General features: G+C 35.4%; 23 protein-coding genes. 12 read left to right on the top strand and 11 right to left on the bottom strand.

Annotated elements, in window-relative coordinates; all coding sequences use genetic code 11:
• Positions 1 to 44 precede the first annotated feature (44 nt).
• The 5 genes from hemE to hemA all read right to left on the bottom strand — a co-directional run bounded on the left by hemE (position 45) and on the right by hemA (position 4,594).
• On the bottom strand, positions 45 to 1,070 hold the full coding sequence (gene hemE / locus ACWA1B_RS02125) for a uroporphyrinogen decarboxylase (RefSeq protein WP_456904259.1): 1,026 nt from the start codon (positions 1,068 to 1,070) through the stop codon (positions 45 to 47).
• A 52-nt stretch (positions 1,071 to 1,122) separates the two neighbouring features.
• Positions 1,123 to 1,788, bottom strand: coding sequence for a uroporphyrinogen-III synthase (locus ACWA1B_RS02120; RefSeq protein WP_456904258.1), 666 nt, complete (start codon positions 1,786 to 1,788; stop codon positions 1,123 to 1,125).
• Positions 1,788 to 2,711, bottom strand: a complete 924-nt coding sequence (gene hemC, locus ACWA1B_RS02115) for a hydroxymethylbilane synthase (RefSeq protein WP_456904257.1) — start codon at positions 2,709 to 2,711, stop codon at positions 1,788 to 1,790. The genes ACWA1B_RS02120 and hemC overlap by 1 nt, the downstream gene beginning before the upstream one ends.
• Before the next feature lie 95 nt (positions 2,712 to 2,806).
• Entirely contained in the window at positions 2,807 to 3,154 is a 348-nt protein-coding gene (locus ACWA1B_RS02110) for a GxxExxY protein (protein WP_456904256.1), read from the bottom strand.
• Between the two features lie 189 nt (positions 3,155 to 3,343).
• Positions 3,344 to 4,594, bottom strand: coding sequence for a glutamyl-tRNA reductase (hemA, locus tag ACWA1B_RS02105; RefSeq protein WP_456904255.1), 1,251 nt, complete (start codon positions 4,592 to 4,594; stop codon positions 3,344 to 3,346).
• Between the two features lie 227 nt (positions 4,595 to 4,821).
• On the opposite strand from hemA, the gene ACWA1B_RS02100 reads away from it, so the two are divergent.
• From ACWA1B_RS02100 to ACWA1B_RS02075, 6 genes are all read left to right on the top strand, one after another.
• The gene (locus tag ACWA1B_RS02100) at positions 4,822 to 5,694 is read left to right on the top strand and encodes a helix-turn-helix domain-containing protein (protein WP_456904254.1); all 873 of its coding nucleotides are present in this window, start codon (positions 4,822 to 4,824) and stop codon (positions 5,692 to 5,694) included.
• A 240-nt stretch (positions 5,695 to 5,934) separates the two neighbouring features.
• Positions 5,935 to 6,948, top strand: coding sequence for a ferrochelatase (gene hemH / locus ACWA1B_RS02095; RefSeq protein WP_456904253.1), 1,014 nt, complete (start codon positions 5,935 to 5,937; stop codon positions 6,946 to 6,948).
• 33 nt (positions 6,949 to 6,981) lie between these two features.
• Positions 6,982 to 7,530 (top strand): CopD family protein, encoded by a 549-nt coding sequence (locus ACWA1B_RS02090; RefSeq protein ID WP_456904252.1) that lies wholly within the window; start codon positions 6,982 to 6,984, stop codon positions 7,528 to 7,530.
• 140 nt (positions 7,531 to 7,670) lie between these two features.
• Positions 7,671 to 9,086: a sensor histidine kinase gene (locus tag ACWA1B_RS02085; RefSeq protein WP_456904852.1), complete on the top strand. Its 1,416-nt coding sequence runs from the start codon at positions 7,671 to 7,673 to the stop codon at positions 9,084 to 9,086.
• Positions 9,087 to 9,096: 10 nt separating this feature from the next.
• Positions 9,097 to 9,879 carry an enoyl-CoA hydratase/isomerase family protein gene (locus ACWA1B_RS02080; protein ID WP_456904251.1) on the top strand — a complete coding sequence of 261 codons (783 nt, stop codon included), beginning with the start codon at positions 9,097 to 9,099 and terminating at the stop codon, positions 9,877 to 9,879.
• A gap of 169 nt (positions 9,880 to 10,048) precedes the next feature.
• Positions 10,049 to 10,447 carry a hypothetical protein gene (locus ACWA1B_RS02075; RefSeq protein WP_456904250.1) on the top strand — a complete coding sequence of 133 codons (399 nt, stop codon included), beginning with the start codon at positions 10,049 to 10,051 and terminating at the stop codon, positions 10,445 to 10,447.
• 71 nt (positions 10,448 to 10,518) lie between these two features.
• On the opposite strand, the gene ACWA1B_RS02070 is transcribed toward ACWA1B_RS02075, so the two are convergent.
• The 3 genes from ACWA1B_RS02070 to ACWA1B_RS02060 form a co-directional block, all read right to left on the bottom strand.
• Positions 10,519 to 11,172, bottom strand: a complete 654-nt coding sequence (locus tag ACWA1B_RS02070; protein WP_456904249.1) for a metal-dependent transcriptional regulator — start codon at positions 11,170 to 11,172, stop codon at positions 10,519 to 10,521.
• A 104-nt stretch (positions 11,173 to 11,276) separates the two neighbouring features.
• Positions 11,277 to 13,145, bottom strand: a complete 1,869-nt coding sequence (locus ACWA1B_RS02065; protein ID WP_456904248.1) for an Nramp family divalent metal transporter — start codon at positions 13,143 to 13,145, stop codon at positions 11,277 to 11,279.
• A gap of 74 nt (positions 13,146 to 13,219) precedes the next feature.
• On the bottom strand, positions 13,220 to 13,612 hold the full coding sequence (locus tag ACWA1B_RS02060; RefSeq protein WP_456904247.1) for a Fur family transcriptional regulator: 393 nt from the start codon (positions 13,610 to 13,612) through the stop codon (positions 13,220 to 13,222).
• A gap of 93 nt (positions 13,613 to 13,705) precedes the next feature.
• On the opposite strand from ACWA1B_RS02060, the gene ACWA1B_RS02055 reads away from it, so the two are divergent.
• The 6 genes from ACWA1B_RS02055 (at position 13,706) to ACWA1B_RS02030 (ending at position 19,624) form a co-directional block, all read left to right on the top strand.
• A complete protein-coding gene (locus ACWA1B_RS02055; RefSeq protein ID WP_456904246.1) occupies positions 13,706 to 14,059 on the top strand; it encodes a MerC domain-containing protein in 354 nt (117 codons plus the stop codon).
• A 329-nt stretch (positions 14,060 to 14,388) separates the two neighbouring features.
• Positions 14,389 to 16,641 carry a TonB-dependent receptor gene (locus ACWA1B_RS02050; protein ID WP_456904245.1) on the top strand — a complete coding sequence of 751 codons (2,253 nt, stop codon included), beginning with the start codon at positions 14,389 to 14,391 and terminating at the stop codon, positions 16,639 to 16,641.
• Positions 16,642 to 16,799: 158 nt separating this feature from the next.
• A complete protein-coding gene (locus ACWA1B_RS02045) occupies positions 16,800 to 17,264 on the top strand; it encodes a thioredoxin family protein (RefSeq protein WP_456904244.1) in 465 nt (154 codons plus the stop codon).
• Positions 17,265 to 17,282: 18 nt separating this feature from the next.
• Positions 17,283 to 18,452: a lycopene cyclase family protein gene (locus tag ACWA1B_RS02040; RefSeq protein ID WP_456904243.1), complete on the top strand. Its 1,170-nt coding sequence runs from the start codon at positions 17,283 to 17,285 to the stop codon at positions 18,450 to 18,452.
• Between the two features lie 204 nt (positions 18,453 to 18,656).
• Positions 18,657 to 18,995 (top strand): ArsR/SmtB family transcription factor, encoded by a 339-nt coding sequence (locus ACWA1B_RS02035; protein WP_456904242.1) that lies wholly within the window; start codon positions 18,657 to 18,659, stop codon positions 18,993 to 18,995.
• A 218-nt stretch (positions 18,996 to 19,213) separates the two neighbouring features.
• Entirely contained in the window at positions 19,214 to 19,624 is a 411-nt protein-coding gene (locus ACWA1B_RS02030; RefSeq protein WP_144336787.1) for a BrxA/BrxB family bacilliredoxin, read from the top strand.
• Positions 19,625 to 19,794: 170 nt separating this feature from the next.
• Here the strand turns inward: ACWA1B_RS02030 and ACWA1B_RS02025 are convergent, their stop codons facing one another.
• Genes ACWA1B_RS02025 through ACWA1B_RS02015 form a run of 3 tightly spaced genes read right to left on the bottom strand, consistent with a single transcriptional unit; the run spans position 19,795 to position 25,494 of the window.
• Positions 19,795 to 21,162, bottom strand: coding sequence for an efflux transporter outer membrane subunit (locus ACWA1B_RS02025; RefSeq protein ID WP_456904241.1), 1,368 nt, complete (start codon positions 21,160 to 21,162; stop codon positions 19,795 to 19,797).
• A complete protein-coding gene (locus tag ACWA1B_RS02020) occupies positions 21,155 to 24,328 on the bottom strand; it encodes an efflux RND transporter permease subunit (protein ID WP_456904240.1) in 3,174 nt (1,057 codons plus the stop codon). The genes ACWA1B_RS02025 and ACWA1B_RS02020 overlap by 8 nt, the downstream gene beginning before the upstream one ends.
• 20 nt (positions 24,329 to 24,348) lie before the next feature.
• Positions 24,349 to 25,494, bottom strand: a complete 1,146-nt coding sequence (locus tag ACWA1B_RS02015; protein WP_456904239.1) for an efflux RND transporter periplasmic adaptor subunit — start codon at positions 25,492 to 25,494, stop codon at positions 24,349 to 24,351.
• Positions 25,495 to 25,553: the final 59 nt, after the last annotated feature.

The raw sequence follows: 25,553 nt of genomic DNA, 5'->3' as shown, positions 1-25,553 counted from the left end.
TTCAGTCGCAGTTTTCAGTCGCAGTAAAATCTGAAAACTGCATACTAATTCCCGTATTCTTTCACCGCGTCAATAAACGCTTTTGCGTGATCTACAGGGATATTTGGTAAAATTCCGTGACCTAAATTTACGATATATTTATCTTTTCCGAATTCGTCGATCATTTCGTGAACCATTTTCTTGATAGTTGGAATTGGCGAAAGTAATCTTGATGGATCGAAATTTCCTTGCAAAGTAATGTTTCCACCAGACAAATAACGAGCATTTCTAGCCGAACAAGTCCAGTCAACTCCTAATGCAGAAGCTTTACTTTTACCCATATCGCCAAGAGCAAACCAACAACCTTTTCCGAAAACAATAACCGGAGTAATTTCAGCTAAAGCGTCAACAATCTGGTTGATATATTTCCATGAAAATTCCTGATAATCAACAGGAGAAAGCATTCCTCCCCAAGAATCAAAAATCTGAACGGCATTTACTCCCGATTTTACTTTTTCTTTTAAGTATAAAATTGTTGTATCTGTGATTTTTTGCAATAAAGTATGCGCCGCAACTGGGTTTGAAAAGCAGAATCCTTTTGCAGTATCAAAACTTTTAGAACCTTTTCCTTCAACAGCATAACAGAAAATTGTCCAAGGCGAACCTGCGAAACCAATTAACGGAACCTCATCGTTCAACATTTCTTTAGTCAATTTCACAGCGTCAAATACATAACCTAATGTTTCATTTACATCTGGAACAAAAACCTGATTCACTTGTTCCATTGTACGAATTGGATTGGGAATAATTGGACCCAAATTATCTTTCAATTCTACGTGAATTCCCATTGCGCGTGGGACAACTAAAATATCGGAGAATAAAATAGCGGCATCCGGAGCAATTCTTCGAATTGGCTGAACCGTGATTTCAGCTGCTAATTCTGGAGTTTCGCAACGTGTGAAAAAATCGTATTTATCACGAAGTTCTCTAAATTCAGGTAAATATCTTCCTGCCTGACGCATCATCCAAACTGGTGGACGCTGAACTGTTTCTCCTTTTAATGCTTTTAAAAATAGGTCGTTTTTTAACATGAGTTTTTATTTTAGTTGCAAAGTCGCAAAGTGACAAAGTTGCAAAGGTTTTTTATTTGTATTCTTGAATTACATCTTCGATCACGTCTTCAATTGTAGGCTGATCTGCGATGATGATATTTTTTGTGATTTTTGATAAAGCTTCTGCAGTGGTTTCGCCAATACAAAAGCAGATTTGTTTGTTTATAGTATTGTCTTTCAGATAACTTTTAACTCCAGACGGACTAAAAAACAAAATTGCTTCAGGATTTGCTTTTATTTTCTGAGGCTGAAGCGTAGTTTCATAAACCTGAATTTCATTGAATTTAATTCCGTTTTCTTGTAAAGCTACTGGCAAAGTATCTCTTCTTAAATTTCCACTGAAAAAAGTGAAGCTTTCATTGCCATAAATCAAAGTGATAATTTCAGCCAAATCCGCAGCATAGCCTGTGTAAGCCACAACATTAAATCCGTTATCTGTCAATAAAGTTTTGGTTTTAAGTCCAACGCAGTATACGTTTTTCTTTTTTAATTCTTCCGATTTTGGATCTGATAAAACACTTTGAACAGCATTTTGACTTGTAAAAATTAAACTTTCGTTGAGGTCTTTTACTTCGAAAGCTTTGTTTTCAGTTTTAATGAAATCGGCTTCGATTACTTCGACGCCATATTTCATTAGTTCTTGCTTATGAAGAGGAGATAATATTTTAGTTGATACTATTTGAACTGGATTTGCCATTATTTCTTCAGGGATTCTTTGATTTTCTGCATTAATTCGGTTCCGCCATTATTCAAAATTTCCTGAGCTGAGTTGAAACCTAATTTTTTCCATTCTGAAATATCAACGGTTTTGTTGATTTCGAGTTTTTGTTTTCCATCAATAGAAAGTAAAACACCTTGAAAATGCAAAGTATCTTCATCTTCATTATAAGTTACCAAAGCTCCGATTGGCGCTGTACATCCACCTTCAAGCGTTCTCAAAAACTGACGTTCGATATGTGTACAGACTTCAGTTTCAATATCGTTTAGAAGTGAAAGCGCATCCAATGTATAATTGTCATTTTCCATTGCTACAACTAGCATCGCTCCTTGAGCCGGCGCCGGAATCATCCAATCTAAATTAATGTAATTTTCTGGTTTTAAGTTGATTCGCTCCAGACCTGCAGCTGCGAAAACAGCTCCGTCCCAATCATTGTCTTGTAACTTCTGCATACGCGTATTCACATTTCCGCGTAAATCTACAACGGTATGATTTGGATATTTATTAAACCATTGGGCCTGGCGACGTAAACTTCCTGTTGCAATTGTACTTGGATTTGTAAAATCAGGATTTCCTTTATGAACCAAAATGTCTAAAACATTAGCTCTTGGCAAAACCGCAGCCTGAACAATGCCTTTTGGTAAAGCCGTTGGAACATCTTTCATAGAATGCACCGCAATATCAATATCGCCGTTGATCATAGCTATATCAAGTGTTTTGGTGAAAATTCCGGTGATTCCTAATTCGTAAAGAGGTTTGTCCAGAATAATGTCGCCTTGAGATTTAACTGCAACAATTGAAGTTTTATAATCTAAATCGTTTAGTTTTTTCTCGACAGTATGTGCCTGCCAAAGTGCTAATTCGCTATCGCGCGTTCCAATTCTGATTGTTTTTTCAGCCATGTTTTGTTTTTTACCATTAAGGGCATTAATAAAATTAAGTCAATCTTTGTTAAGAAAATTAAGCTTAACTTTCTTAATGTTTTAATGGTTTAAATTTAATCTATTAATCTTGCGAAATAATCATTTCCAAGAGGTTTCATTGATTTTGTGATATTTGTTGTGTTGAAATTTATTAGTAAACCTTGTGGTCTTTGTAATAATTTCATGTATGTTAATAATTGGGCTTCGTGAATTAGTAATAAATTTTCTATTGCTTTTAATTCAAGAACGACACAATCATTTACTAGTAAATCTATTCTTAAATCTGATTCAAATTCAAGATCGTAATAATCAACCTTAACAGATAATTGTTGTTTTACATCATATCCGTTTTGTTCTAATTCATATTGGAGGCAATTCTCATTTATACTTTCTAAAAGTCCAGGTCCCAAAGCTTTGTGCACTTTTTATAGCAAAACCTGTAATTTTATAAGCCAATTACGTAACCTCTTTTTGTCATAGAACGTATTGTTTTTTTTCTACCATTAAGATAGTGAGTTAATTAAGCTTTGTGTTTATAAAATAGCTCGGCTTAATTCACTTGACAAAGCTTGGCCTTAATTTACTTAATGTCTTAATGGTAAAATATTAAATTAAGATGCTTTTATTTTGAAGACTTTTTCGATCCATTCGATGCTTTCGTCTACCATGGTATCGTCGTCTTTTAAATGATTTGCAAAATGAGTAGTGATTTTCTGAATGATTCTATTACTAATGATTTCAGCTTGCTCCTCATTAAAATCAGCAATTTTTTTACTTTGAAAATCCAATTCCGAAGCTTTTATCGCGTTTAATTTTTCTTTTAAGGCATTAATTGTTGGGGCAAATTTTCTGCCTTTCATCCAAATTACAAATTCTTCTTTGATTTCTTCGATGATCGCTTCAGCCGCCGGAATGTGTAATTTTCTGTTTTCCAAAGTTTCATCTGTCAATTGCGACAAATAATCCATGTGAATTAAAGTTACACCTTCCAATTCCTCAACATTTTCATGAACGTTTTTTGGAATAGATAAATCCAAAATTAACATCGGTTTTTTAAGATTCAGAATTGCTTTGTCAACCGTTGGATTTTGCGCGCCAGTTGCAACAACTACAACATCAGCTTTTTGAAGCTCTAAATGTAATTCAGAATAATCTTTAACAATCAGATTTAACTTTCCTGCTAATTTTTCTGCTTTATCTTTCGTTCTGTTGATTAAAGTAATATGTTCGTTTTTAGTATGTTTTACTAAATTTTCACAAGTATTTCTTCCGATTTTTCCAGTTCCGAAAAGTAAAATGTTTTTGTTGCTGATATCTTCAACATTCTTCAAAATATATTGTACCGATGCAAAAGAAACCGAAGTAGCACCTGAACTAATTTCTGTTTCCGTTTTAATTCTTTTGCTCGCCTGAATTACCGCATTCACTAATCTTTCCAGAAAAGCATTCGCCAGACCTAAAGATTTTGAATGGATAAAAGACGTTTTAATTTGGGATATAATTTCGAAATCACCTAAAATCTGACTGTCTAAACCAGTTCCTACACGAAATAAGTGATTGATTGCTTCCTGATTTTTGTAAACGAAACCAACTCTTTGAAAAGCGTCAACAGAGCCGTTGCTATTATCGCAAATCAATTTTATTAATTGAAATGGATGTTCTGCAAAACCGTAGATTTCGGTTCTGTTGCAGGTTGAAGTAACTATTAAACTTTCTATTCCTTCGTTTTTAGCTTGTTCCAGTAAACGAGTCTTCGCAACTGCATCCAAACTAAATTGACCTCTGACCTCAGCATCAGCTTTTTTATAACTCAGACCAACTGAATAAAAATAAAGGTGTTTCGGTACGTTATTGTTTTCCATAAATTCACTTTCATAAAAGTGCAACAAAATTATTACTATACCATCGATAAAAATAACGCTAAAAGTACTTTTTATGTCGCTGTATGTTTTTTTGAACCTAAATAGGTGTTTTTGAGTAAAAAGGACTATTTTTGTAGCAAAATCAACTCATTTCAAGTGATTAGTTTAGAGTGATTCTAAATAAGATTTCGCGTTAGTTTTGATTTTAGTTAAAAAAAAATATCGCTATGAGTTCTCAAGAAGTTATAAAAATTGAAGACGACTTTACGCTTATCCGTTTTCAAAATGACAGTTTAGAGCCATTTTATGCGCAGCATGAAATAGGTACTGGTCTGATACAGTTTCACTTCGGGATAAAAGGCAATGCTAAATTTTTATTCAATCAAGGTTCTTATGCTTTGGATTTAAAGGAAGAAAAATCGTTGCTTTTGTACAACCCTCAGAAAGAATTACCGCTTAATTTAGAATTGGCACCAAACTCGTGGGTGATTTCGGTAATTGTTTCGATCAAAAAATTTCACGCTTTGTTTTCTGCCGAAGCCGATTATATTACGTTTTTAAGTCCTGATAATAAGGATAAAAAGTATTATAACGAAGGAAATATAAGTCCGTCAATGGCGATTGTGCTGAGTCAGTTGTTCCATTATAACCTTCATCCGTCTATAAAAAACCTTTATTACAAAGGAAAGGGATACGAATTATTGAGTTTGTATTTTAATAGAACCGAAGATCCAAATGCAGAACAATGTCCGTTTTTGATTGATGAAGACAATGTTTTAAAAATCAGAAAAGCCAAAGAAATCATAATTGCGAATATGGCTGAACCGCCAGGATTGCAGGAACTAGCAGACGAAATTGGTTTGAACGTAAAGAAACTCAAAATGGGTTTTAAACAAATTTACGGCGATACAGTTTATGGTTTCCTTTTCGATTACAAAATGGATTTCGCCCGAAAACTATTAGACAGCGGTTCGTATAATGTAAACGAAGTTGGATTGAAAATTGGCTACAGTACCGGAAGTCACTTTATTGCGGCGTTTAAGAAAAAGTTTGCCACAACTCCAAAGAAGTATTTGATGTCGATTAATGCGAATGTTTAAATTTTTTCGCCACTCCCAATAGCTATAGGGATGACGAATTAATCAAATAAAATCTGCTTTAATCTGTGTAAATCTGCGTGAAAAATTTCTCGAATAACTAGAATCGATTTTAAATATTCTACAATAATTAAAAAGTAATAATTATCATATTTCGAATAAAGTACAGCGTTTACTTTTGACAAAATTTTAAAAACAAATAAAAAGCTTAAAGCCTAATGCTTAAAGCCAAAAGCAAAAAATATGAAAGGCGTATTATTAGTAAATCTTGGATCTCCAGAAAGTCCAACACCAAAAGATGTAAAACCTTATTTAGATGAATTTTTAATGGATAAATACGTGATCGACGTTCCGTATTTATTAAGAGCATTATTAGTTCGCGGAATCATTTTAAGAAAAAGACCAGAAGAATCTGCGCACGCTTACGCAAAAATTTGGTGGGATGAAGGTTCTCCTTTAGTAGTATTGTCTGAAAGAATGCAGAAAAAGGTTCAGCCTCTTGTAAACGTTCCAGTTTCTTTGGCAATGCGTTACGGAAGCATGACCATTGAAAAAGGACTTCAGGAATTAAGTGATAAAGGAGTTACAGATGTAATGCTTTTTCCACTATATCCGCAGTATGCAATGGCTTCAACTTTAACTATTTTAGTAAAGGCCGAAGAAATTCGCAAAAAGAAATTCCCTCACATGAAATTTACAGATGTTCCAGCTTTTTACAACAAACCGGATTACATCAAGAATTTAGCGGATTCTATTCAGAAACATTTAATTGGTTTTGATTATGATCATTTATTGTTTTCTTACCACGGAATTCCAGAACGTCATATTCGTAAAACCGATGTGACCAAATCGCATTGTAAAATTGACGGTTCATGCTGTAATACACCATCTCCGGCGCATGAATTCTGCTACCGTCACCAATGTTACGAAACAACAAGACAAGTTGTTAAATTATTAGGACTTCCTGAAGATAAATACAGTCTTACTTTTCAATCGCGTTTAGCGGGAGACAAATGGTTAGAACCTTATACAGATGTTGAAATTGATAACATGCCGGCAAAAGGAATCAAGAAACTGGCGGTTGTAACACCAGCTTTCGTTTCAGATTGTTTAGAAACTTTGGAAGAAATCGCAATGCGCGCCAAAGAAGATTTTGAAGCAAAAGGAGGAGAAGAGTTCCTGGCAATTCCTTGTTTGAATGATGATGATGAATGGTGCCAGACGGTTTCTAACTGGATTAATGAATGGGCTAAATAGAAGAAAGAGGCAAGAGTAAAGAAAATAGACTTTATGGAATATTATAACTATCTAAAATCACTGCATCTTATTTTTGTAATCACTTGGTTTGCGGGTTTATTTTATATTGTGCGTTTGTTTGTGTACCAAATTGAGGCAAATGAAAAACCTTCGCCAGAAAAAGAAATTTTGCAAGCGCAATACAAAATAATGGCCTACCGTTTGTGGTATATTATTACGTGGCCGTCGGCGGTTTTGGCGAGTATTTTTGCTTTCTGGATGCTGTTTTTTACAGATGCAGGACATATTTGGCTTACACAATCTTGGATGCACATAAAATTATGTTTCGTTTTCCTTTTATATTTATATCACGGAAAATGCCATCAGATTTTTAAGCAATTGCAAAATGATGAGGTGAAATATTCGAATAATTTCATGCGTTTATGGAATGAAGGCGCTACGATTATTTTATTTGCTGTTGTATTTTTAGTAGTTTTAAAAAGTGCCATAAATTGGATTTTCGGCGTAATCGGAATTATTTTATTTTCGGTTTTAATTATGCTTGGATTCCGTTTTTATAAACGTATTCGCGAGAAGAAATAGTTTTTTTAGTTTCAAGTTTCAGGTTTCAAGTTGCCAACCGCGACGAACCTGAAACTTAAACCTGAAACAAACAAAACAAAAAGAAAATGCTAAACTTCAAAATGTCAATGCTATCGCTTCGTACCAGGATTTTCCTGTCGATGATTGTATTGATTGTTGTGGCATCTTTTTTATTGGCTTCGATTTCGATTATTCAGTTTAAAACCGAGGCCAAAGAATATCATCAGGAACGTTTAGAACGAAAAGAAAATGCGGTAAAAGAACACATCAATTATGTGCTTTCGACTACAACTTATCCGCTGAAAACCCAAAATTTGGATTTGATTTTTAAAGATAAAATCCACGAATTAGCTCAGATTCACAAAATCGAAATCAACATTTATAGTCTTGACGGAAAACTATTAAAATCTTCAAAAGAGTCTTTCGCCGTTGATAAAGCGCCGCCGCCAATTCCGGAATATATTTTGAAATTGGTTCGCTCTTCGATTGAAAAACGATTTGTAGACATTAAAACCATCGACGGAGTCAAAAACCGATCTTCATACAGTTTAATTAAAGACGAAAAATTCAAACCACTCGGAATTCTGAATCTTCCTTATTTAGAAGACGATGGTTATTATGATAATGAGTTGAATACGTTTTTAATTCGTTTAAGTCAGGTGTATTCTTTTATGTTGATTGTGGCTTTTGGATTGGCGTATTTCCTTTCGACTTATATTACAAAATCACTTAAAACCATTTCAGATCGTTTGGAAGAGACCAATCTGGATCAGAAAAACGAGAAAATTGTTCTGGAAGCAAACAGCAAAGAAGTCAACTTCCTGATAAAAGCGTATAACGGAATGGTTGACAAACTCGAAACTAGTGCAATTAAATTAGCACAAAGCGAACGTGAAGAAGCTTGGCGCGAAATGGCGAAACAAGTCGCGCACGAAATTAAAAATCCGCTTACGCCAATGCGTTTGACAGTGCAGAGTTTCCAAAGAAAATTTGATCCAAGCGCTCCTGACGTAAAACAAAAGATGAATGATTACTCCGAAACCTTAATTCAGCAGATTGATACGATGACGGCTGTGGCTTCGGCATTTTCGAACTTTGCTTCGATGCCGGCGCAACAAAATGAAACATTAAATGTGGTTGAGGTTGTTGAATTGGCTTTGGATATTTTCAATGAAGATTATATTTCTTTTGAAAGTGATGAAGAAGAAATCATTTCTACTATGGATCGTACGCAATTAATTCGTGTGATTACCAATTTGGTTAAAAATGCAACTCAGGCAATTTCTGAAAGTCAGTTTCAAAAATCAATTGTTGTTACGGTAAAAAGAAGAAACAACAATGTTGAAATCGCCGTTAAAGACAACGGAATTGGAATTCAAAAACAAGATACTGGCAGAATTTTCGAGCCAAAATTCACCACCAAAACCAGCGGAATGGGGCTTGGCCTCGGAATTATTAAAAACATTATAGAAAATTATAAAGGAACAATTACCTTTGAATCAACTTATGGAAAAGGAACTACGTTTATAGTTTCTTTGCCAATTACAAACTCATAAAATCAGTGTCATGAACTATGAAAATATTTTAGTTGCAATAGAGGAGAGAGTTGCAACCATTACGATTAACAGACCAGCAAAACTGAATGCTTTAAACAAAGAAACAATCAGTGATTTGAGCAATGCCATTAAATTGTTAAGCAAGAGTGATGAGGTTCGCGTAATAATTTTGACCGGAAGCGGAGAAAAAGCGTTTGTAGCAGGAGCTGATATTTCTGAATTTGCTAATTTTACTGTTGTTGAAGGCGCCCAGCTTGCAGCAGAAGGCCAAGAATTGTTGTTTGATTTTATTGCAAACCTTAAAAAGCCTGTTATTGCAGCCGTTAACGGTTTTGCATTAGGCGGTGGATTAGAGCTGGCAATGGCTTGTCATTTTAGAGTAGCGTCAGACAACGCAAAAATGGGATTACCAGAAGTTACTTTAGGATTAATTCCAGGTTACGGAGGAACACAGCGTTTGCCACAATTAGTTGGAAAAGGCCGTGCAATGGAAATGATCATGACTGCAGCTATGATTTCTGCTGAAGAAGCAAAACAATACGGCTTAGTAAATCATGTTGTGCCTCAAGCGGAACTTTTATCGTTTACAACTGTTATTGCACAAAAAATCATCAAGAATGCTCCTTTTGCAATTGCAAAAGCAATTAAAGCAATCAATGCTAATTATGAAGACGGTAAAAACGGATTTGATACGGAAATAAAATCTTTCGGAAAATGTTTCGGGACACAGGATTTTAAAGAAGGAACAACAGCGTTTTTAGAGAAAAGAAAAGCTGAATTTACCGGAAAATAATTTTTTTCTTAACCGCTAAGTTCGCAAAGATTTACGCAAAGCACGCAAGAAAAATTAAAAACTTAGCGAACCTTGCGTAAATCTTTGCGACCTTTGCGGTTAAAATTAGAGACAAAGATTGTATAACCTTAGTCACTCAGCATCTCAGAACCTTAGCACCTTTAAAAAAATGTACGAACCAATATTTGCCCTTTTTTGTGAACGAGTTAAAGAAAGTATTCAAGCAGGAACTTTCGCTAAATTGACTTTGGCAAAAACAATCGGCGATACCGAAATCAAAAACATCTATTTCAGATTGGTTTTGAATGAAGATAACACATTCTCAATTTCTCTGACAACTCGTTATAAAACAGAAGAAATTGAAAGCATTCATACTTTAGATGAAGCTTTATTGGTTTTAGGCTCTTATATCAAAAAACCGTTTCTAACGGCACTTTTGTTTACAACAGATAACGATGTAACTTTCAAAGTAAATAAAAAGAATGCAGGAAGTATTATCGAGCAGCCACCGACATTTAAAAATGCATCGCCAGTTATGCTCGAGATGATTGAGAAAGGTATTGTTTAGAAGGCAAAATGAATAAAAAAAGAGCCAAAAACTATTTAAAACAGTTTTAGCTCTTTTTTTATTTTCTATAATTAAACCAACTTCACAAACAAATTAGAAGCAATTTTATTAGAAATAGATAATTCCCTTCCATCAACCTTAATTTTTACAGATAAATCGAAAGATTCTTTAGAAAGAAATTCAATTTTAGAACCCAAAGCGATTCCTTGCTTATCCAGATATTTCAAAAATTCTGATGAAGTGTCTTTAACACCAACACAAACACCGATTTGGTTTTCTTCTAATTCTGATAAAAGCTGTTTTTCAATTTTAATGATTCGTCCATTTGCATCCGGAATCGGGTCGCCGTGTGGATCTTCAGTGGGATTTCCTAGAAAATCATCTAAACGATTAATCAATTGTTCTGATTTGATGTGTTCTAACTGCTCTGCAATATCATGAACTTCGTCCCAAGAAAAATTTAGTTTTTCAACTAAAAATACTTCCCATAAACGATGTTTTCTAACAATCATTTTGGCAGCTAATTTTCCGTTTTCCGTCAAAGAAACGCCTTGATATTTTTTGTAATTGACTAAATCTTTCTCTGCCAGCTTTTTAAGCATGTCGGTTACAGAGGAAGCTTTTGTTTCCATGATTTCAGCAATAGCATTGGTGCTGACTTCAGTTTCTAAAGCTGCTGTTAGGTGGTATATCGATTTAAGGTAGTTTTCTTCTGAAAAGGTCATTTCTTTTGAGGTTCTAAGGTTCTAAGATACTAAGGTTCTAAGTTTGCTTTTGAGGCTTATAATAAAAAACCTTAGTATCTTAAAACCTTTGCATCTCAGCACCTTTATTTAACAATTAACAAAGGTATTGAAATTTTATGTCTCAATTTATCTACGGTTGTGCCAAAAAGAATATCTTTTAATCCAGTGTGGCCGTGGGTTCCCATTACTAAAATATCAAAGCTACCTTCGTTTATTATTTTTGGAATTACGTTGTTGGGTTTTCCAAAACCAAGTTCGGTTTCAATATTGAATCCTTTTTCTGAAAGCATTTTTTTGTATTCTAAAAGAAGCTTTTCATCAATAGTGGTTTCGTGGTCATGTATATTCACACCGTACATTAAAGCGCCAACAGTTTCTACAATGTGAATAAGCGTGTATTTAGCATCCATTCCGCCGAGTTCAAAAGCACGGTTGAGTGCGGCTTCATCGGCATTTGAAAAATCTACTGAAATAGCAATATTTTTTACAGCGTGGTTTTCCTGTGGCGTAAATTTTAATTTTAGATTGTGAGGCGAATGATTGATTGTTTTTAACTTCGCCTTTGCGATAAAAGGTTTAAAAACAATGTATAACAATAATCCAGCAAAAGTAAAAGCAAGTGGAACAACAGTCAACCAAAGAACTGTTGGATGGTTTGAACTTTCAAGCCATGAAGTGATTTCGTCGTAGACTAATTTTGCGTTCAAAGAAACAATGATTGTGGCGATAATCCAGGAAACAACCTGTGTAATTTTAGAAATATGAAAACCATTCATTTTTGATTTATCACTCACGAAATGAATAAGCGGAATGATGGCAAATCCGAGTTGCAGACTCAGAATAACTTGGCTTAAAATTAATAATTTCCCAGTTACGCTTTCGCCATAAATATAAATCACGATCAAGGCTGGAACAATTGCAATTAAACGTGTTATAATTCGGCGAACCCAAGGCTGAATGCGTAAATGGAGGTAGCCTTCCATAACAATTTGTCCTGCAAGTGTTCCGGTTACCGTTGAGCTTTGTCCGGCAGCGATTAAGGCAACTGCAAAGAGAATTGGCGCCCATTTGTTTCCTAGTAAAGGTTCTAGAAATTTATGTGCATCCTGAATCTCTGCAACTTCAAACATTCCATTTTTGTGGAATGTTGCGGCCGCAAGAATTAAGATAGCGGCGTTTACAAAAAAAGCGAGATTCAATGCGATTGTAGAATCGATTAGGTTGTATTTTAAAGCTTGTTTGATTCCGGCTGGAGTTCGGTCAAATTTTCTGGTTTGCACTAATGAAGAATGCAGGTAAAGATTATGAGGCATTACAGTTGCCCCGATAATCCCGATTGCAATGTATAAAGCAGCTGAATTTGGGATTGAAGGAATAAGTCCGGCAAGGATTTTCGGAACTTCAGGTTGCGCAAAAATCATTTCGAAAATAAAAGAAAAGCCAATAATTGCAACCAAAACAATTATAAAGGCTTCCATCTTGCGAATTCCTTTGTTGATCAAGAATAATAGGAGGAAAGTATCCAAAACGGTTATTAAAACACCTTCAAGTAGAGGAATTCCGAATAAAAGATTAATTCCGATTGCCATTCCTAGAACTTCTGCCAAATCACAGGCGGCGATGGCAATTTCTGCCAAAAAATATAAGATGTAATTTATGAATTTAGAATAAGTTTCACGTGAAGCTTGTGCCAAATCACGCTGCGTTACGATTCCGAGGCGAGCGCTCAAACTCTGCAATAGCAAAGCCATTAAATTGCTCATCAATAAAACCCACACAAGTGTGTAGCCAAATTGGCTTCCGCCGGCGATATCTGTGGCCCAGTTCCCTGGGTCCATATAACCAACACTGACTAAGTATGCAGGGCCTAAAAAGGCTAATATTTTCCTGAATCCTGTTTTTTTATGTTCTGTAGCAACCGATTGGTTTACTTCTTCTAAAGATTTGGTCATTGTGCAACTATTGTTTTAACAAATATATGTAAAAATTACATTCGCTGAACAATATTTTTAGGCGAGTCTAAAACTTAGATGTTAGAATTTAAACAATTTGGGCACAATCCAGATAATGTAAAATTGATTTCCTTCACTTTGTAATTATGGGGCATAATATAACTTGGTTTTACATTTTCGAGACATGTAATTTCATGACAGTTTTCGCAACTAAAATGTGCATGATTATGTATGTGAACACGTTGGTTAGCATGATTGCATTTGGCATATTTTACTGTTCCGTCAAGGTTTGAAATTTTGTGCACAATATCATCGTTAACCAAGCGGTCGAGGATTCTATAAATGGTGACGCGGTCGCAGACATCGTTCAATTTTTTTTGGATTTCGGTGTGCGAAAGCGCAGTTTTAGATTTTTCAAAAACCTCTAAAACGGCCGTCTTTGCTGTAGTGTTACGTGTGGTTTTCATTTTTTTAAATTAAAAATTTTATAGCAACAATGTTGCAATTGATAAAATTGTAATATATTTGCAACTAAATTGCATTAAGCAAATCTATAAAATATGAAGAAAATAACAACATCATTTTACGATATTTTGGGAATTTCAAGCGCAACGTTTTGCCTCGTTCATTGTTTGATTTTTCCTGTTCTAACAATTCTTCCTTTAGGACTAATTCATAATCCAATAATTGATTTGATTTTTGCTTCTTTTGGTTTATTTGCCATCATCAAAATTATGAAAAAATCGTCGCTTTTAGTGTCGTCAATTTTAGTTGTTTCGATGAGTTTAATTTGGATCAGTATTTTGAGTGAAATATTTTTTGATATGCATCTCGATCTAATTTACTTTGGCGGAATCGGAATGATTATTGGACATTTATTGAATTGCAATTTGCACAAAAAACAAAATTATTAAAAGTAGAAGCTTGATTTGAAAGTCAAGATATTCCATAGCACCAAAAATTTCTTGCAAGTCGCTAAAACGCAAAGTGAATTAAAACATATAAGCGATGTAAGATAATTTAAAGCTTAGTTTTAAATGAACTAACATGCGGCTTATATGGTTAAGAAAAAACGTCGCGTCTCTGCGTTTTTGCGAGATCAAAAATAGAAGCTTTTTAATTTTTCTTCAAAGCCAAACAAAAAATATAACACATTGAATCCAATCCGTTTAAAATTATTACAGCTGGAAACAATATTTATCAAATTTAATTTTTAGTTTTGTCTAAATTTAATTTTACAAGAATGAAATATTTATTTTTGACAATATTAATAATTTCTGCTACAAGCCTTTATTCGCAAAATATATCTGGAAAAATTGACGGATTAATCCCTGCTGGACAGGAAGCTACTATCAGTTTATTAAATACCAACTTTAAAGCACAAACCGATTCAATCGGATTTTATAAATTAGAAAATGTTCCGAAAGGGAATTATAAAATTCACGTGACCTCGACTGGATTCAAACCAATAACCCAAAAAATTTTGGTTTTAGAAAATCAAAACCTGAATCTTGATTTTCAATTGAGCGAAGACCAAAACGAGCTTAACGAAGTTGTAGTTTCCGGAACTTTAAAACCTGTAAAACGTTTGGAGAGTGCTGTTCCGGTTGAGGTTTATTCACCGGTTTTCTTCAAAAAAAATCCGACACCAAGTATTTACGATGCGCTTCAAAATGTAAACGGCGTTCGACCTCAGCTGAATTGCGGTGTCTGCAACACGGGCGACATTCATATTAACGGATTGGAAGGTCCTTATACTTTGATTTTAATTGACGGAATGCCAATTGTAAGCAGTCTTTCTACCGTTTATGGTTTATCCGGAATTCCGAATTCTTTGGTCGAAAGAATTGAAATCGTAAAAGGTCCGGCTTCGTCTCTTTACGGAAGTGAAGCGGTTGGCGGTTTGATCAACATTATTACCAAAAATCCAACAAATGCTCCAATGTTTTCTGCGGATTATTTTACGACGACTTATTTCGAAAACAATCTTGATTTGGGAATGAAATTTAATGTCGGAAAAAAAGCCAACGCACTTTTGGGCCTTAATTATTTCAATTACAATCAGGTTATTGATAAAGACAAGGATAATTTTACGGATGTGACGCTTTCTGACCGAATTTCGGTTTTTAATAAATGGAGTTTTCTACGAAACAATAATCGGCTTTTTACGGTTGCGGTACGCGGCATGTACGAAGATCGCTGGGGCGGAGATGTGCGCTGGGAAAAGAAATTCCGCGGAGGCGACGAAATTTATGGCGAAAGTATTTATACCAAAAGAGCCGAATTAATAGGAAGTTATCAATTGCCATTTGAGGAAAAACTAATGCTATCGTTCTCTGGGAATGTTCATTATCAAGACAGCCGTTACGGAACGACTTCGTATATCGCGAATCAGAAAATTGGTTTTTTGCAATTGACCTGGGATAAAAAAATTGGGCGAAATGATTTATTGGCCGGAATCGCCAGCCGATATTCCTATTACGATGACAACACAACGGCAACCAAAGAAGCTGAAAGCACTTGGCTTCCTGGAATTTTTATTCAAGACGAAATTACATTTTCTCCAAAAAGCCAGGTTTTGCTTGGAATGCGTTATGATTACAATTCGATTCACGGCTCGATTTTTACACCGAGATTTGCGTACCGATTCAAAGCCAATGAAAACACGATTTTCAGATTAAATGCCGGAACCGGATTTCGGGTGGTGAATTTATTTACCGAAGATCACGCCGCGCTAACAGGTTCCAGAGATGTTATAATTGCGAATGATTTGAAACCGGAACAATCTGTAAATGTGAATTTAAATTATATTCAGAAAATTAATTTTGGTAACGGAACTTTTATGGGCATCGAAACAACTGCTTTTTATACCCGTTTTAGCAACAAAATCATTTCTGACTACGAAAGTGACCCAAACAAGATTAATTACGATAATATAGACGGATATGCTTTGAGTCAGGGAATAAGTACGAATGTTGATCTTAATTTTCCTTCCGGATTAAAGTTTATTGTGGGTGCAACGGTTTTGGATAATAAAAATGTTCAGAATGGAATTTCTGAAAGACCTTTTTTAACCGAGAATTTTACAGCAACTTGGAGCGTTTCATATAGAATACAACCGTGGAATCTATTAATTGATTATACCGGAAATGTTTATAGTCCGATGAAATTGCCTTTGCTGAGCGAAACAGATCCGCGAAGTCCGAATTCGCCTTGGTACAGTATTCAGAATATTCAGTTTACCTTTACGGGCTGGAAGAATTTTGAGCTTTATGGCGGAATCAAAAATTTGCTGAATTTTACACCAATGCAAAAGAATCCGTTTTTGATTTCTAGAACAAATGATCCTTTTGATAAAAATGTGCAATATGATTCGGCCGGAAAAGTTTTGGTAACGCCCGATAATCCTTATGGTTTGACTTTTGACACGACTTATGTTTATGGTCAAAATCAGACGATTCGTGGGTTTTTAGGATTGCGATATACTTTGCGGTAAATGAAATAATGTAATTCATAATTAAACTGGAGTCCAGCTCTACAAAATAGTTCGTTCCGTTGGAACTTAAAGAGCCATAGGCTCGATTTATATTGTAGAGATGGAGTTCAGTCCAGTTTACTTCGAAGAAAGAAAAATCGGCAAAAAAACAAAATGAAATGAAAAAGCTATTTCTATTAATTGTCTTCTTTGGGATTTCAGTGACGGGTTTCTGTCAGCTGAAAAGCAATTCTTTTGAAGAAATGGATAGCTTACAGCAAATTCAGAAACGAAAAATAATTGTTTTCATTCATACCGATTGGTGTCAGTTTTGCCAAAGAATGAAAGCGACAACATTTAAAAATCAGGAAATTATCGAGAAACTAAACTCAGATTTCTATTTCATTGATTTTAATGCCGAAGAAAAACGAGATATTTCGTTTAATAATCACGTTTTTAAATTTCAGCCTTCAGGAAATAATGTCGGTGTTCATGAACTGGCTTTGCAACTCGGAACAATTAACAATCAGATTGTTTATCCGGTTTTATGCGTTTTGAATGAACGAAACGAAATTATTCTGCAGTACAACAACTATTTAAGTCCGAAGGATTTTAAAATTATTTTAGAAAAACTGAAAGAATAAAATTCCTTATTTTTGAGAATGAATTCTTCGCAAATCCAACACTTCAATTACATCTTTACAGGAGCAGGTTTATCTGCTTTGATGACCGTTTACAAAATGGTTTTGTCTGGAAAGTTTACAGATACAACTATTTTATTATTAGATGAAAATGCAAAGAAAACCAATGATAGAACCTGGTGTTTTTGGTCAAAAGAAGATTTAATTTGGAAATCGATTATCTCTAAAAAATGGGATTCGGCTTTATTTGCCAATCCGGATTTTAAGCGTGATTTAGCACTCAAACCCTATCAATACAATCAAATTAGGGGATTGGATTTTTACATTTTTGTTTTTGATGAACTATCGAAACATCAAAATATTACTTTTTTAAATGAAAAAGTAACCGATATCAACGAACTCGAAACACATGTTTTCGTGGGTACCGAAGCCAATCGTTATACTTGCGATTCCTTGTTTAACAGTATTTATACAAAGGCTTTCGCCGAAAGGCAAACGAAATATCCCGTTTTGCAACAACATTTTGTAGGTTGGTTCGTGAAAACGGAAGTTGAGTTTTTCAATCCGGAACAAGCCACTTTCATGGATTTTTCTGTTGAACAAAAGGGAAATACGAGATTTATGTATGTTTTGCCAACTTCTAAAACAGAAGCTTTGGTTGAATATACTTTGTTCTCAGAAAATCTTCTTTCAAAAGAAGAATATGAAAATGAAATACAGCTTTATTTGGAGAAACTCGGAATTCAACACTATGAAATTATCGAAAAAGAGCAGGGAAGTATACCGATGACTTCTTATCCTTTTTGGAAAAAAAACACTAAAAGAGTTTTAAATATTGGAACTGCCGGTGGTTGGACGAAGGCGAGCACGGGTTATACTTTTAAAAATTCGGATAAAAAATCTTCGGAATTAGTTGAGCTTATTCAGAATGAATCATTTCAAATGAATCACTTTCATAAAAAAAGTCGATTTTGGTTTTATGATTTATTGCTTTTAGATATCTTATATCGTCATAATGAATTGGGAAGTTCTATTTTTTCTTCTTTGTTTAAAAAAGGAAATCCGGCTCTGATATTTAAATTTTTAGACGAAGAAACGAGTTTGTTTGAAGATTTTCAAGTGATCTCAAAATGCCCGAAAGTCCCATTTATAAAAGCTTTATTCAAAAGATCTTTTTATCGCAAAAAATAGATGATACCCATAAATATTTCAGTTTTTCTTGTGCAAATGAAAAGATAGCCTTTCTGGATTAGTTATTCCTTGATTTGCTGTAAATCGCCTTATAGTTTTATTTTAATAACGTTTTATGGTAATTGTTGCTATAGGCTGTTTTTAGTTTTGTCGATTCAAAAATACGATCGAATTTTTACGATAAAGAAGGAATCTGATGGACTTATGGGAACAACGAAAAATTTAAAATTTGATATAGAAACTAAAGCAATAGGAAAAATTTGCAAAGCACTTGGACACCCAGCCAGAATTCAGATAATGACAATTCTATGGAAAAGAAATAATAGAACTTGTGGTGAAATTGTTGAATTAATTCCGTTAGCGCAATCAACAATTTCGAAACATTTATTGGAATTAAAAAAAGCAAATCTTTTAAACGTAAAAAACGAAGGTAAGAAAGCAATTTATTCTATTGAAGTTGATAAAATAGAAATGCTTAAAAAATACTTGTCGAGTTATCTTTCGACTATAGAAATTTCTGAGCAATACAAGGAACGGTTTTAACAACAAAGCATAAAACGAGGGGTAGAAATAGGCATTTTAAACAATACAATTATCAATTTCCGGATAAAAAAGTGAAACAAAGTGCTGTTTAAATATTCTGAAGCACAATACTAAGAATTTAATATTGAACTATAACAAAACTTTATACTTCAAATTAAGTAGTTGCGAGTAAACTTTGTAACTTTGCAGTTCAAAAGTAAAATTTAAAAATAAACAATATGTATCCACAAGAAATGGTAAAACCTATGGAAGCTGAATTAACTTCTGCTGGTTTTCAAGATTTACATAGTGCCGAAGCTGTTGAGAATGCTATCAAAGCTGAAGGTACCACTTTAGTTGTTGTAAACTCTGTTTGCGGTTGTGCTGCTAGAAATGCACGTCCGGGAGCAAAAATGAGTTTAGAAGGCGCTAAAAAACCAGATCACCTTATTACAGTTTTTGCTGGTGTTGACAAAGAAGCGGTTGATGCTGCAAGACAACATATGTTTCCTTTTCCTCCATCATCGCCATCTATGGCTTTGTTCAAAAACGGAGAATTGGTTCACATGTTAGAACGTCACCACATCGAAGGACGTCCAGCTGAAATGATTGCTGAGAATTTGCAAGATGCGTTTAACGAGTTTTGCTAATTAAGGAACTAAGGTTCTGAGTTGCTGAGGTTCTAAGGTTTTTAGATACAAAGTGACAGAGGTACAAAGATTAAAAACTAAAAGCACTATGGAAATATAGTGCTTTTAGTTTTTTTATACATTTTGGATAAAAACCTCAGAACCTTAGTCTCTTAGAATCTCAGAACCTTTTAAAGACTCCATCCCCCGCCAAGTGCTTTGTACAATTCAACCATCGAACTTAATTGTCTTTCAGATAATTGTGCTAGGCTTAATTGTGCATTGAACAAGTTGGTTTCGACATCCAAAACTTCTAAGTAAGAAACGTAACCGCTGTCATATCTTTCGCGGGAAAGGTTAAAGTTTATGAGAGCTGCTTTGACTTGTCTATCGCGGGCTGTCCATTCTTCTTTATAGGTTCTTATGTTTTGAATAGATTGTTCGACTTCGGAAACGGCGCCGATATAGGTTTTTTGATAAATGAATTTGAATTGTTCGGCTTGTTGTCTGTTGATTTCGACTCTTCTTTTGTTTTTTCCAAAGGCAAAAATTGGGCCTGCAATTCCGGCCGATGCATTTTGCAAATATGAACTTCCTAAAAATAAGTTACTTAAATCGGCACTCGCGAAGCCAGCAATTGCAGCAAGATTCAGAGAAGGAAAACGCATCGCCTGCGCTACACCAATTCTTTCATTTGCTGCTTTATATCGTAATTCTGCCGCTTTTACATCCGGTCTGTTTTCTAATAATGCAGATGGAAGAGAAAGTGGAATTTCACTAACAATTCGCAGTTCAGTATTGCTTTTTCCTCTCGGAATTTCAGTAGGAAGTTGTCCGGTAAGCAACGCAATTGTATTTTCCTGATACGTTATTTGTCTTTGAATGTTCGGAATCGCAGCTTCGGCGATCGCAACCTGTTGTTCGATTTGTACTTTGTCAACTTCAGAAATATAACCGTTTTTAAATCTTTGGTTTATAATTTCATAGTATTTCTCTCTTGTTTCAAGTGTTGACTTTGTAATTTCTAATTGTTCATCCAGATTTCGCATTTGAAAATAGGCATACGCAATATTGCTCACAATTTCTGAAAGTACAACTTTACGGGCTTCTTCAGTAGCTAAAAGTTCGGCTTGTACCGCATTATTTTCATGACGATATTTCCCCCAAAAATCAAGTTCCCACGACATACTTGCTCCGGCAGTTGAGGGCGTAAAGTTTTTATCGTTGCTGTTTATTGTGGCTCCGTATTGAAAAGAAGGAAATAAATCGGCTTTAGCATAACCCAATTGGGCGCGAAGCTGATCGATTCTGGAAACAGCGATTTTTAGATCGTAATTATTTTCTAATCCTTTTTTAATCAGGTCTTTTAAAACGTCATCATTAAAAAGATCAAACCATTTTAAATTGGTTACATTCGCCAGACTGTCTAAGTTTCTTTCGTTTTTATACGAATCTGATTTTTGCTGTTCTGGTTTGCTATATTTTGGTCCAACCATACAGCCCAAAGGAAATAGTATCAGGATAAATATAACAACGACTATTTTATGTCTCTTAATCATGGTCTGTAGTATTTGGTTCCACATTATCTTCCGTAGATACGACCGCATCATCTTTCTTTTTTCCGATGTTTTCAATCATTACAAATAGACCAGGTACAATTAATACACCTAAAACTGTGGCGATTAACATACCGCTGAATACCGCCATTCCCATTACAATACGAGCTTGCGAACCCGCACCAGTCGCTGTCAATAAAGGAACTACTCCGAGAATGAATGCAAATGCCGTCATCAAAATTGGCCTGAAACGAAGTTTAGCCGCCACCATCGCCGATTCGTAAAGCGGTTTTCCTTTTTCGTATTCTTCTTTGGCAAATTCCACAATTAGAATCGCATTTTTGGCGACCAATCCGATTAATAATACGAGTCCAATCTGGGCAAAAACGTTATTTACATAAGCATCGCTTCCAAACCTAGCGAGCATCAATCCTAAAAAGGCACCAAAAACGGCAAATGGAGCTCCAAGGAGTACGCTAAAAGGTAATTTCCAGCTTTCATATTGTGCGGCGAGAATCAAGAATACAAACACCAATGCCATTATGAAAACCGAGCCTCCACCCGGCGAATGTTTTTCCTGATAAGATAAGTTGATGTAATCGAAACTCATATCAGCCGGCAAAGTCTGTTTGGCAACTTCTTCCAAGGCGGTCAAGGCTTGCGCACTACTGTAACCATCATTTGGGCTTCCGCCAATTTCTGCTGATCGGAATAAATTTAAACGATTGGTAAAATCTGGACCCGTGACTTTTGTTGCTGTAACGAGTGTTGATATTGGCAACATATCGCCAGCATTATTTTTGACATAAATCAGATTCAAATCTTCTGGCCTCACACGATCCGCTGCTTCACCTTGAAGATAAACTTTATATTGACGTCCAAATCGGTTGAAGTCATTAACATAACTTCCTCCTAAAAAGGCTCCCAATGCTTCTGTAACTTTAGAAACAGGAATGCCTAATTTCATGGCTTTGTCATTGTCAATATCTAATTTAATTTGTGGTGTTCCGGCATTAAAAGTAGTGTAAATTCGTTTTATTTCCGGGCGCTGCTGTGCGGCTGCAATAAAAGCCTGAGTTTGTTCAGCTAAGTATTGAGGAGTGTTTCCGCCTCTGTCCTGCAGCATTAAACTAAAACCTGCAGATGCTCCTAAACCCTGAATTGCAGGCGGACCAAATGAAAAACAAGTGGCTGTCGTAATTTGGGTGGCAAGTTTTATGTTAAATCTGTCTACAAATTGTTTGGCGGTTTCTTCTCTGTCTTCCCAAGGTTTTAATGAGATGAAAATAAACGCATTATTAGGCTGATAGGAATTGGTAAGCATACTAAATCCATTGATCGTGGTATAAGACAAGATCGATTTTTCTTCTTTTAGGAAACTGTCTACTTTTTTTGAAATTTCATCTGTACGCTGTAAGGATGATGCAGGCGGCAATGCAATATTTACCAAAACATAACCCTGATCTTCTTCAGGAATAAATCCTAATGGAATTTTCTTTCCTAAAAATGCAGTAGCCACTAATATTACTACCAATAAAAGAACAATTCGCATTGCTTTTTTAGCAAAAAATGTAGCTCCGCTGATATATTTTCCGGTAACTTTTTCGAAGATTCTGTTGAATCCGGCAAAAAATTTCGCCAGCCATCCCGTCTGTTCTTCAATTGGTTTGGTAGGTTTTAATAACATGGCGCAAAGCGCGGGACTCAAAGACAATGCACTAAATGCCGAGAACGCGACCGAGACGGCAATGGTTATGGCAAACTGTTGGTAAAAACGTCCGGTAATCCCGGGTGTCATTGCAACCGGAATAAATACGGCACATAAAATCAAGGCAATCGCAATTACAGGACCAGATACTTCACGCATCGCTTGAACGGTGGCGTCTTTCGGACTTTTGCCATGTTCTATATGATGAATAACGGCTTCAACAACTACAATCGCGTCATCAACCACAATACCAATTGCGAGTACTAATCCGAGTAGTGAAAGTGTATTAATTGAAAATCCCAACATTGGGAAAACCGCAATGGTTCCGATAAGAGAAACCGGAACTGTAATTAGCGGAATTAAAGTAGCACGCCAGTTTTGAAGGAAAATGAACACTACTAAAATTACTAATATAATAGCTTCAAAAAGCGTGTGCACAATGTCATCAACTCCTGCGGTAATGGCCAAAGTTGTATCTAAGGATTCTTGATATTCAATATCTTTTGGAAACTTCTCAGATAGCAGTTTCATAGCGCTTTTTGCGTTTTCTGCCACTTCAAGCGCATTACTTCCAGGCATTTGGTATAAAGCTACAACGGCACTTGGCGAGCTGTTTCGGCGTGCAGTCGAACTATAATTTTCTGTTCCTAATTCAATTCGGGCAATATCACCCATCAAAACCTGAGCACCGTCTTGTTTGCTTCTAACAACAATATTTCCAAATTCTTTTTCAGTAACTAAACGATCCTGAAGTGTTACACCGTATGTAAACTCAGTATTGGCGGGAGCCGGCTCTGCGCCAAATTTTCCTCCCGGACTAATCATATTTTGAGCATTGAGTGCATTTTTTACATCTTCAACTGTAATGCCAAGCTTGCTCATCATATCGGCTTTAAGCCAAATTCGCATCGAGTAGTCACTTCCTCCAAAAAGGGTAACTTCTCCAACACCTTTGATACGGGCCAATTGATCTACAATATTGATACTGGCATAGTTGTTCAAAAACTTCGCATCATATTTTGGATTGGTTGAGGTAACGGTGAATAGCATCATTGGAAAAGACAAAGATTTCTTTACCACAACTCCTTGTTGTTTTACACTCGAAGGCATAAATGGAGCCGATTGGTTTTGTCTGTTTTGGGTGAGCATATTGGCATTATCCAAATTAGTTCCCACATCAAAAGTTACCTCAATAGTACAAGCACCATCAGAAGTGTTGATGGATTTCATGTACAACATGTTTTCAACACCATTTACTTTTTGCTCAATTGGTGTTGCAACTGCCTGTTCAACGTTCAGCGCATTTGCTCCTGTAAAAGAAGTAGTAATTTTTACAACAGGAGGATTAATATCAGGATATTGCGAAATAGGCGTTTTTTGTAAAGCCAGTAATCCAAGTATCACAATAATAATACTGATTACGATAGCAACGATTGGTCTTCGAACGAAAAATTCTCCCATAATACTATGTATCTAGATTATTATTTAGTAACTGCAGTTTCTGTATCGCCTAATTGCCACTGTGTGACTTTTGGTGTAATAACACTTCCATTTTTCAATAATGAAGTACCTCCCATGGCTATCTTGTCGCCAGGTTTTAAACCTTCTTCAATAATATATCCATTTTGAACGGCCGGACCTGGTTTTACAATTTGCATTTGCACTTTGTTGTCATTTCCTAAAACATAAACCTGATAAATACCCTGTACTTCAATAACAGCACGTTGCGGAATTACAATGGCATCTTTGCGTATGTCTGTGAGCAAGGCAATTTTTGCATATTGACCCGGACGAAGCAATTTATCTGGATTTGGAAATGCGGCTTCAAATGTGATGGCACCAGTCGCAGGATCTATTTGTCGGTCGGTGAAGCTTACTGTTCCTGTTTGAGGATAAGTTGAGCCGTCCGATAGTTTTAAAGAAACGGTTGCTCCTGAGCCTTTTAAAGCTGAATTTGGTTTGTTGAATTCTCTGTAAAGTCTCAAAAATTCCTGCTCGCTCATGGTAAAACGCACTCTCACATCGCCTAAATCTGAAATGGTGTTCAGAATAGACAGAGCTCCTGGACGTACATAGTCGCCCACTCTTACTTTTGAGATTCCGATTAATCCGGAAATTGGAGCAACAATTCGGCAATAACCTAACTCAATCCTTGCATTTTGCACAGATGCATCTGATGCCTTGATTTGTGCAATAGAAGCTGTGTAGGCTGATTTGGCCGAAACTAATTCTCTCTGGCTGACTGCATTCATTTTCGCAAGAGGCGTAATCATATCAAGATCGGATTTGGTTTTTGACAAAAGCGCTTGTGATTCGGCCGCATTTCCTTCAGCTTGATTAAGTTTCGCTTTATATGGCAAAGGATCAATTGTATACAGGAGTTGTCCTTTGGTAACAAAACTACCTTCCTTGAAATTTATACTTTCGATTACACCGTCGACTCGAGGATTAATTTGTATATCAGATTGACCAAAAGTTTGTCCAGTATATTCGGATTCTATTTTAACATCTTGTTGTACTACAGTCGTAACTGAAATTTCAAGTGGCTTGGGTTGTGGTGGAGCTTCTTTTTTGCAGGATAACAATAAAAAAAGTAAGAAAATTGCTGGAGGGTAGATTTTGTTCATTTTTAATTTTTTTATTAAATTTTATTAAAACTCAACTAACTAAAAACCAAATAATTCCT

It is taken from the genome of Flavobacterium xizangense (assembly GCF_054075145.1).
Note: the sequence above shows the minus strand (reverse complement) of the source record. Positions and strands in the feature narration are given on the sequence as shown.

Bases quoted from the DNA above. Each gene is read 5' to 3' on its own strand.
- hemE (WP_456904259.1), bottom strand. From the start codon at position 1,070: ATGTTAAAAAACGACCTATTTTTAAAAGCATTAAAAGGAGAAACAGTT.
- ACWA1B_RS02120 (WP_456904258.1), bottom strand. From the start codon at position 1,788: ATGGCAAATCCAGTTCAAATAGTATCAACTAAAATATTATCTCCTCTT.
- hemC (WP_456904257.1), bottom strand. From the start codon at position 2,711: ATGGCTGAAAAAACAATCAGAATTGGAACGCGCGATAGCGAATTAGCA.
- hemA (WP_456904255.1), bottom strand. From the start codon at position 4,594: ATGGAAAACAATAACGTACCGAAACACCTTTATTTTTATTCAGTTGGT.
- ACWA1B_RS02100 (WP_456904254.1), top strand. From the start codon at position 4,822: ATGAGTTCTCAAGAAGTTATAAAAATTGAAGACGACTTTACGCTTATC.
- hemH (WP_456904253.1), top strand. From the start codon at position 5,935: ATGAAAGGCGTATTATTAGTAAATCTTGGATCTCCAGAAAGTCCAACA.
- ACWA1B_RS02090 (WP_456904252.1), top strand. From the start codon at position 6,982: ATGGAATATTATAACTATCTAAAATCACTGCATCTTATTTTTGTAATC.
- ACWA1B_RS02085 (WP_456904852.1), top strand. From the start codon at position 7,671: ATGATTGTATTGATTGTTGTGGCATCTTTTTTATTGGCTTCGATTTCG.
- ACWA1B_RS02080 (WP_456904251.1), top strand. From the start codon at position 9,097: ATGAACTATGAAAATATTTTAGTTGCAATAGAGGAGAGAGTTGCAACC.
- ACWA1B_RS02075 (WP_456904250.1), top strand. From the start codon at position 10,049: ATGTACGAACCAATATTTGCCCTTTTTTGTGAACGAGTTAAAGAAAGT.
- ACWA1B_RS02070 (WP_456904249.1), bottom strand. From the start codon at position 11,172: ATGACCTTTTCAGAAGAAAACTACCTTAAATCGATATACCACCTAACA.
- ACWA1B_RS02065 (WP_456904248.1), bottom strand. From the start codon at position 13,145: ATGACCAAATCTTTAGAAGAAGTAAACCAATCGGTTGCTACAGAACAT.
- ACWA1B_RS02060 (WP_456904247.1), bottom strand. From the start codon at position 13,612: ATGAAAACCACACGTAACACTACAGCAAAGACGGCCGTTTTAGAGGTT.
- ACWA1B_RS02055 (WP_456904246.1), top strand. From the start codon at position 13,706: ATGAAGAAAATAACAACATCATTTTACGATATTTTGGGAATTTCAAGC.
- ACWA1B_RS02050 (WP_456904245.1), top strand. From the start codon at position 14,389: ATGAAATATTTATTTTTGACAATATTAATAATTTCTGCTACAAGCCTT.
- ACWA1B_RS02045 (WP_456904244.1), top strand. From the start codon at position 16,800: ATGAAAAAGCTATTTCTATTAATTGTCTTCTTTGGGATTTCAGTGACG.
- ACWA1B_RS02040 (WP_456904243.1), top strand. From the start codon at position 17,283: ATGAATTCTTCGCAAATCCAACACTTCAATTACATCTTTACAGGAGCA.
- ACWA1B_RS02035 (WP_456904242.1), top strand. From the start codon at position 18,657: ATGGGAACAACGAAAAATTTAAAATTTGATATAGAAACTAAAGCAATA.
- ACWA1B_RS02030 (WP_144336787.1), top strand. From the start codon at position 19,214: ATGTATCCACAAGAAATGGTAAAACCTATGGAAGCTGAATTAACTTCT.
- ACWA1B_RS02025 (WP_456904241.1), bottom strand. From the start codon at position 21,162: ATGATTAAGAGACATAAAATAGTCGTTGTTATATTTATCCTGATACTA.
- ACWA1B_RS02020 (WP_456904240.1), bottom strand. From the start codon at position 24,328: ATGGGAGAATTTTTCGTTCGAAGACCAATCGTTGCTATCGTAATCAGT.
- ACWA1B_RS02015 (WP_456904239.1), bottom strand. From the start codon at position 25,494: ATGAACAAAATCTACCCTCCAGCAATTTTCTTACTTTTTTTATTGTTA.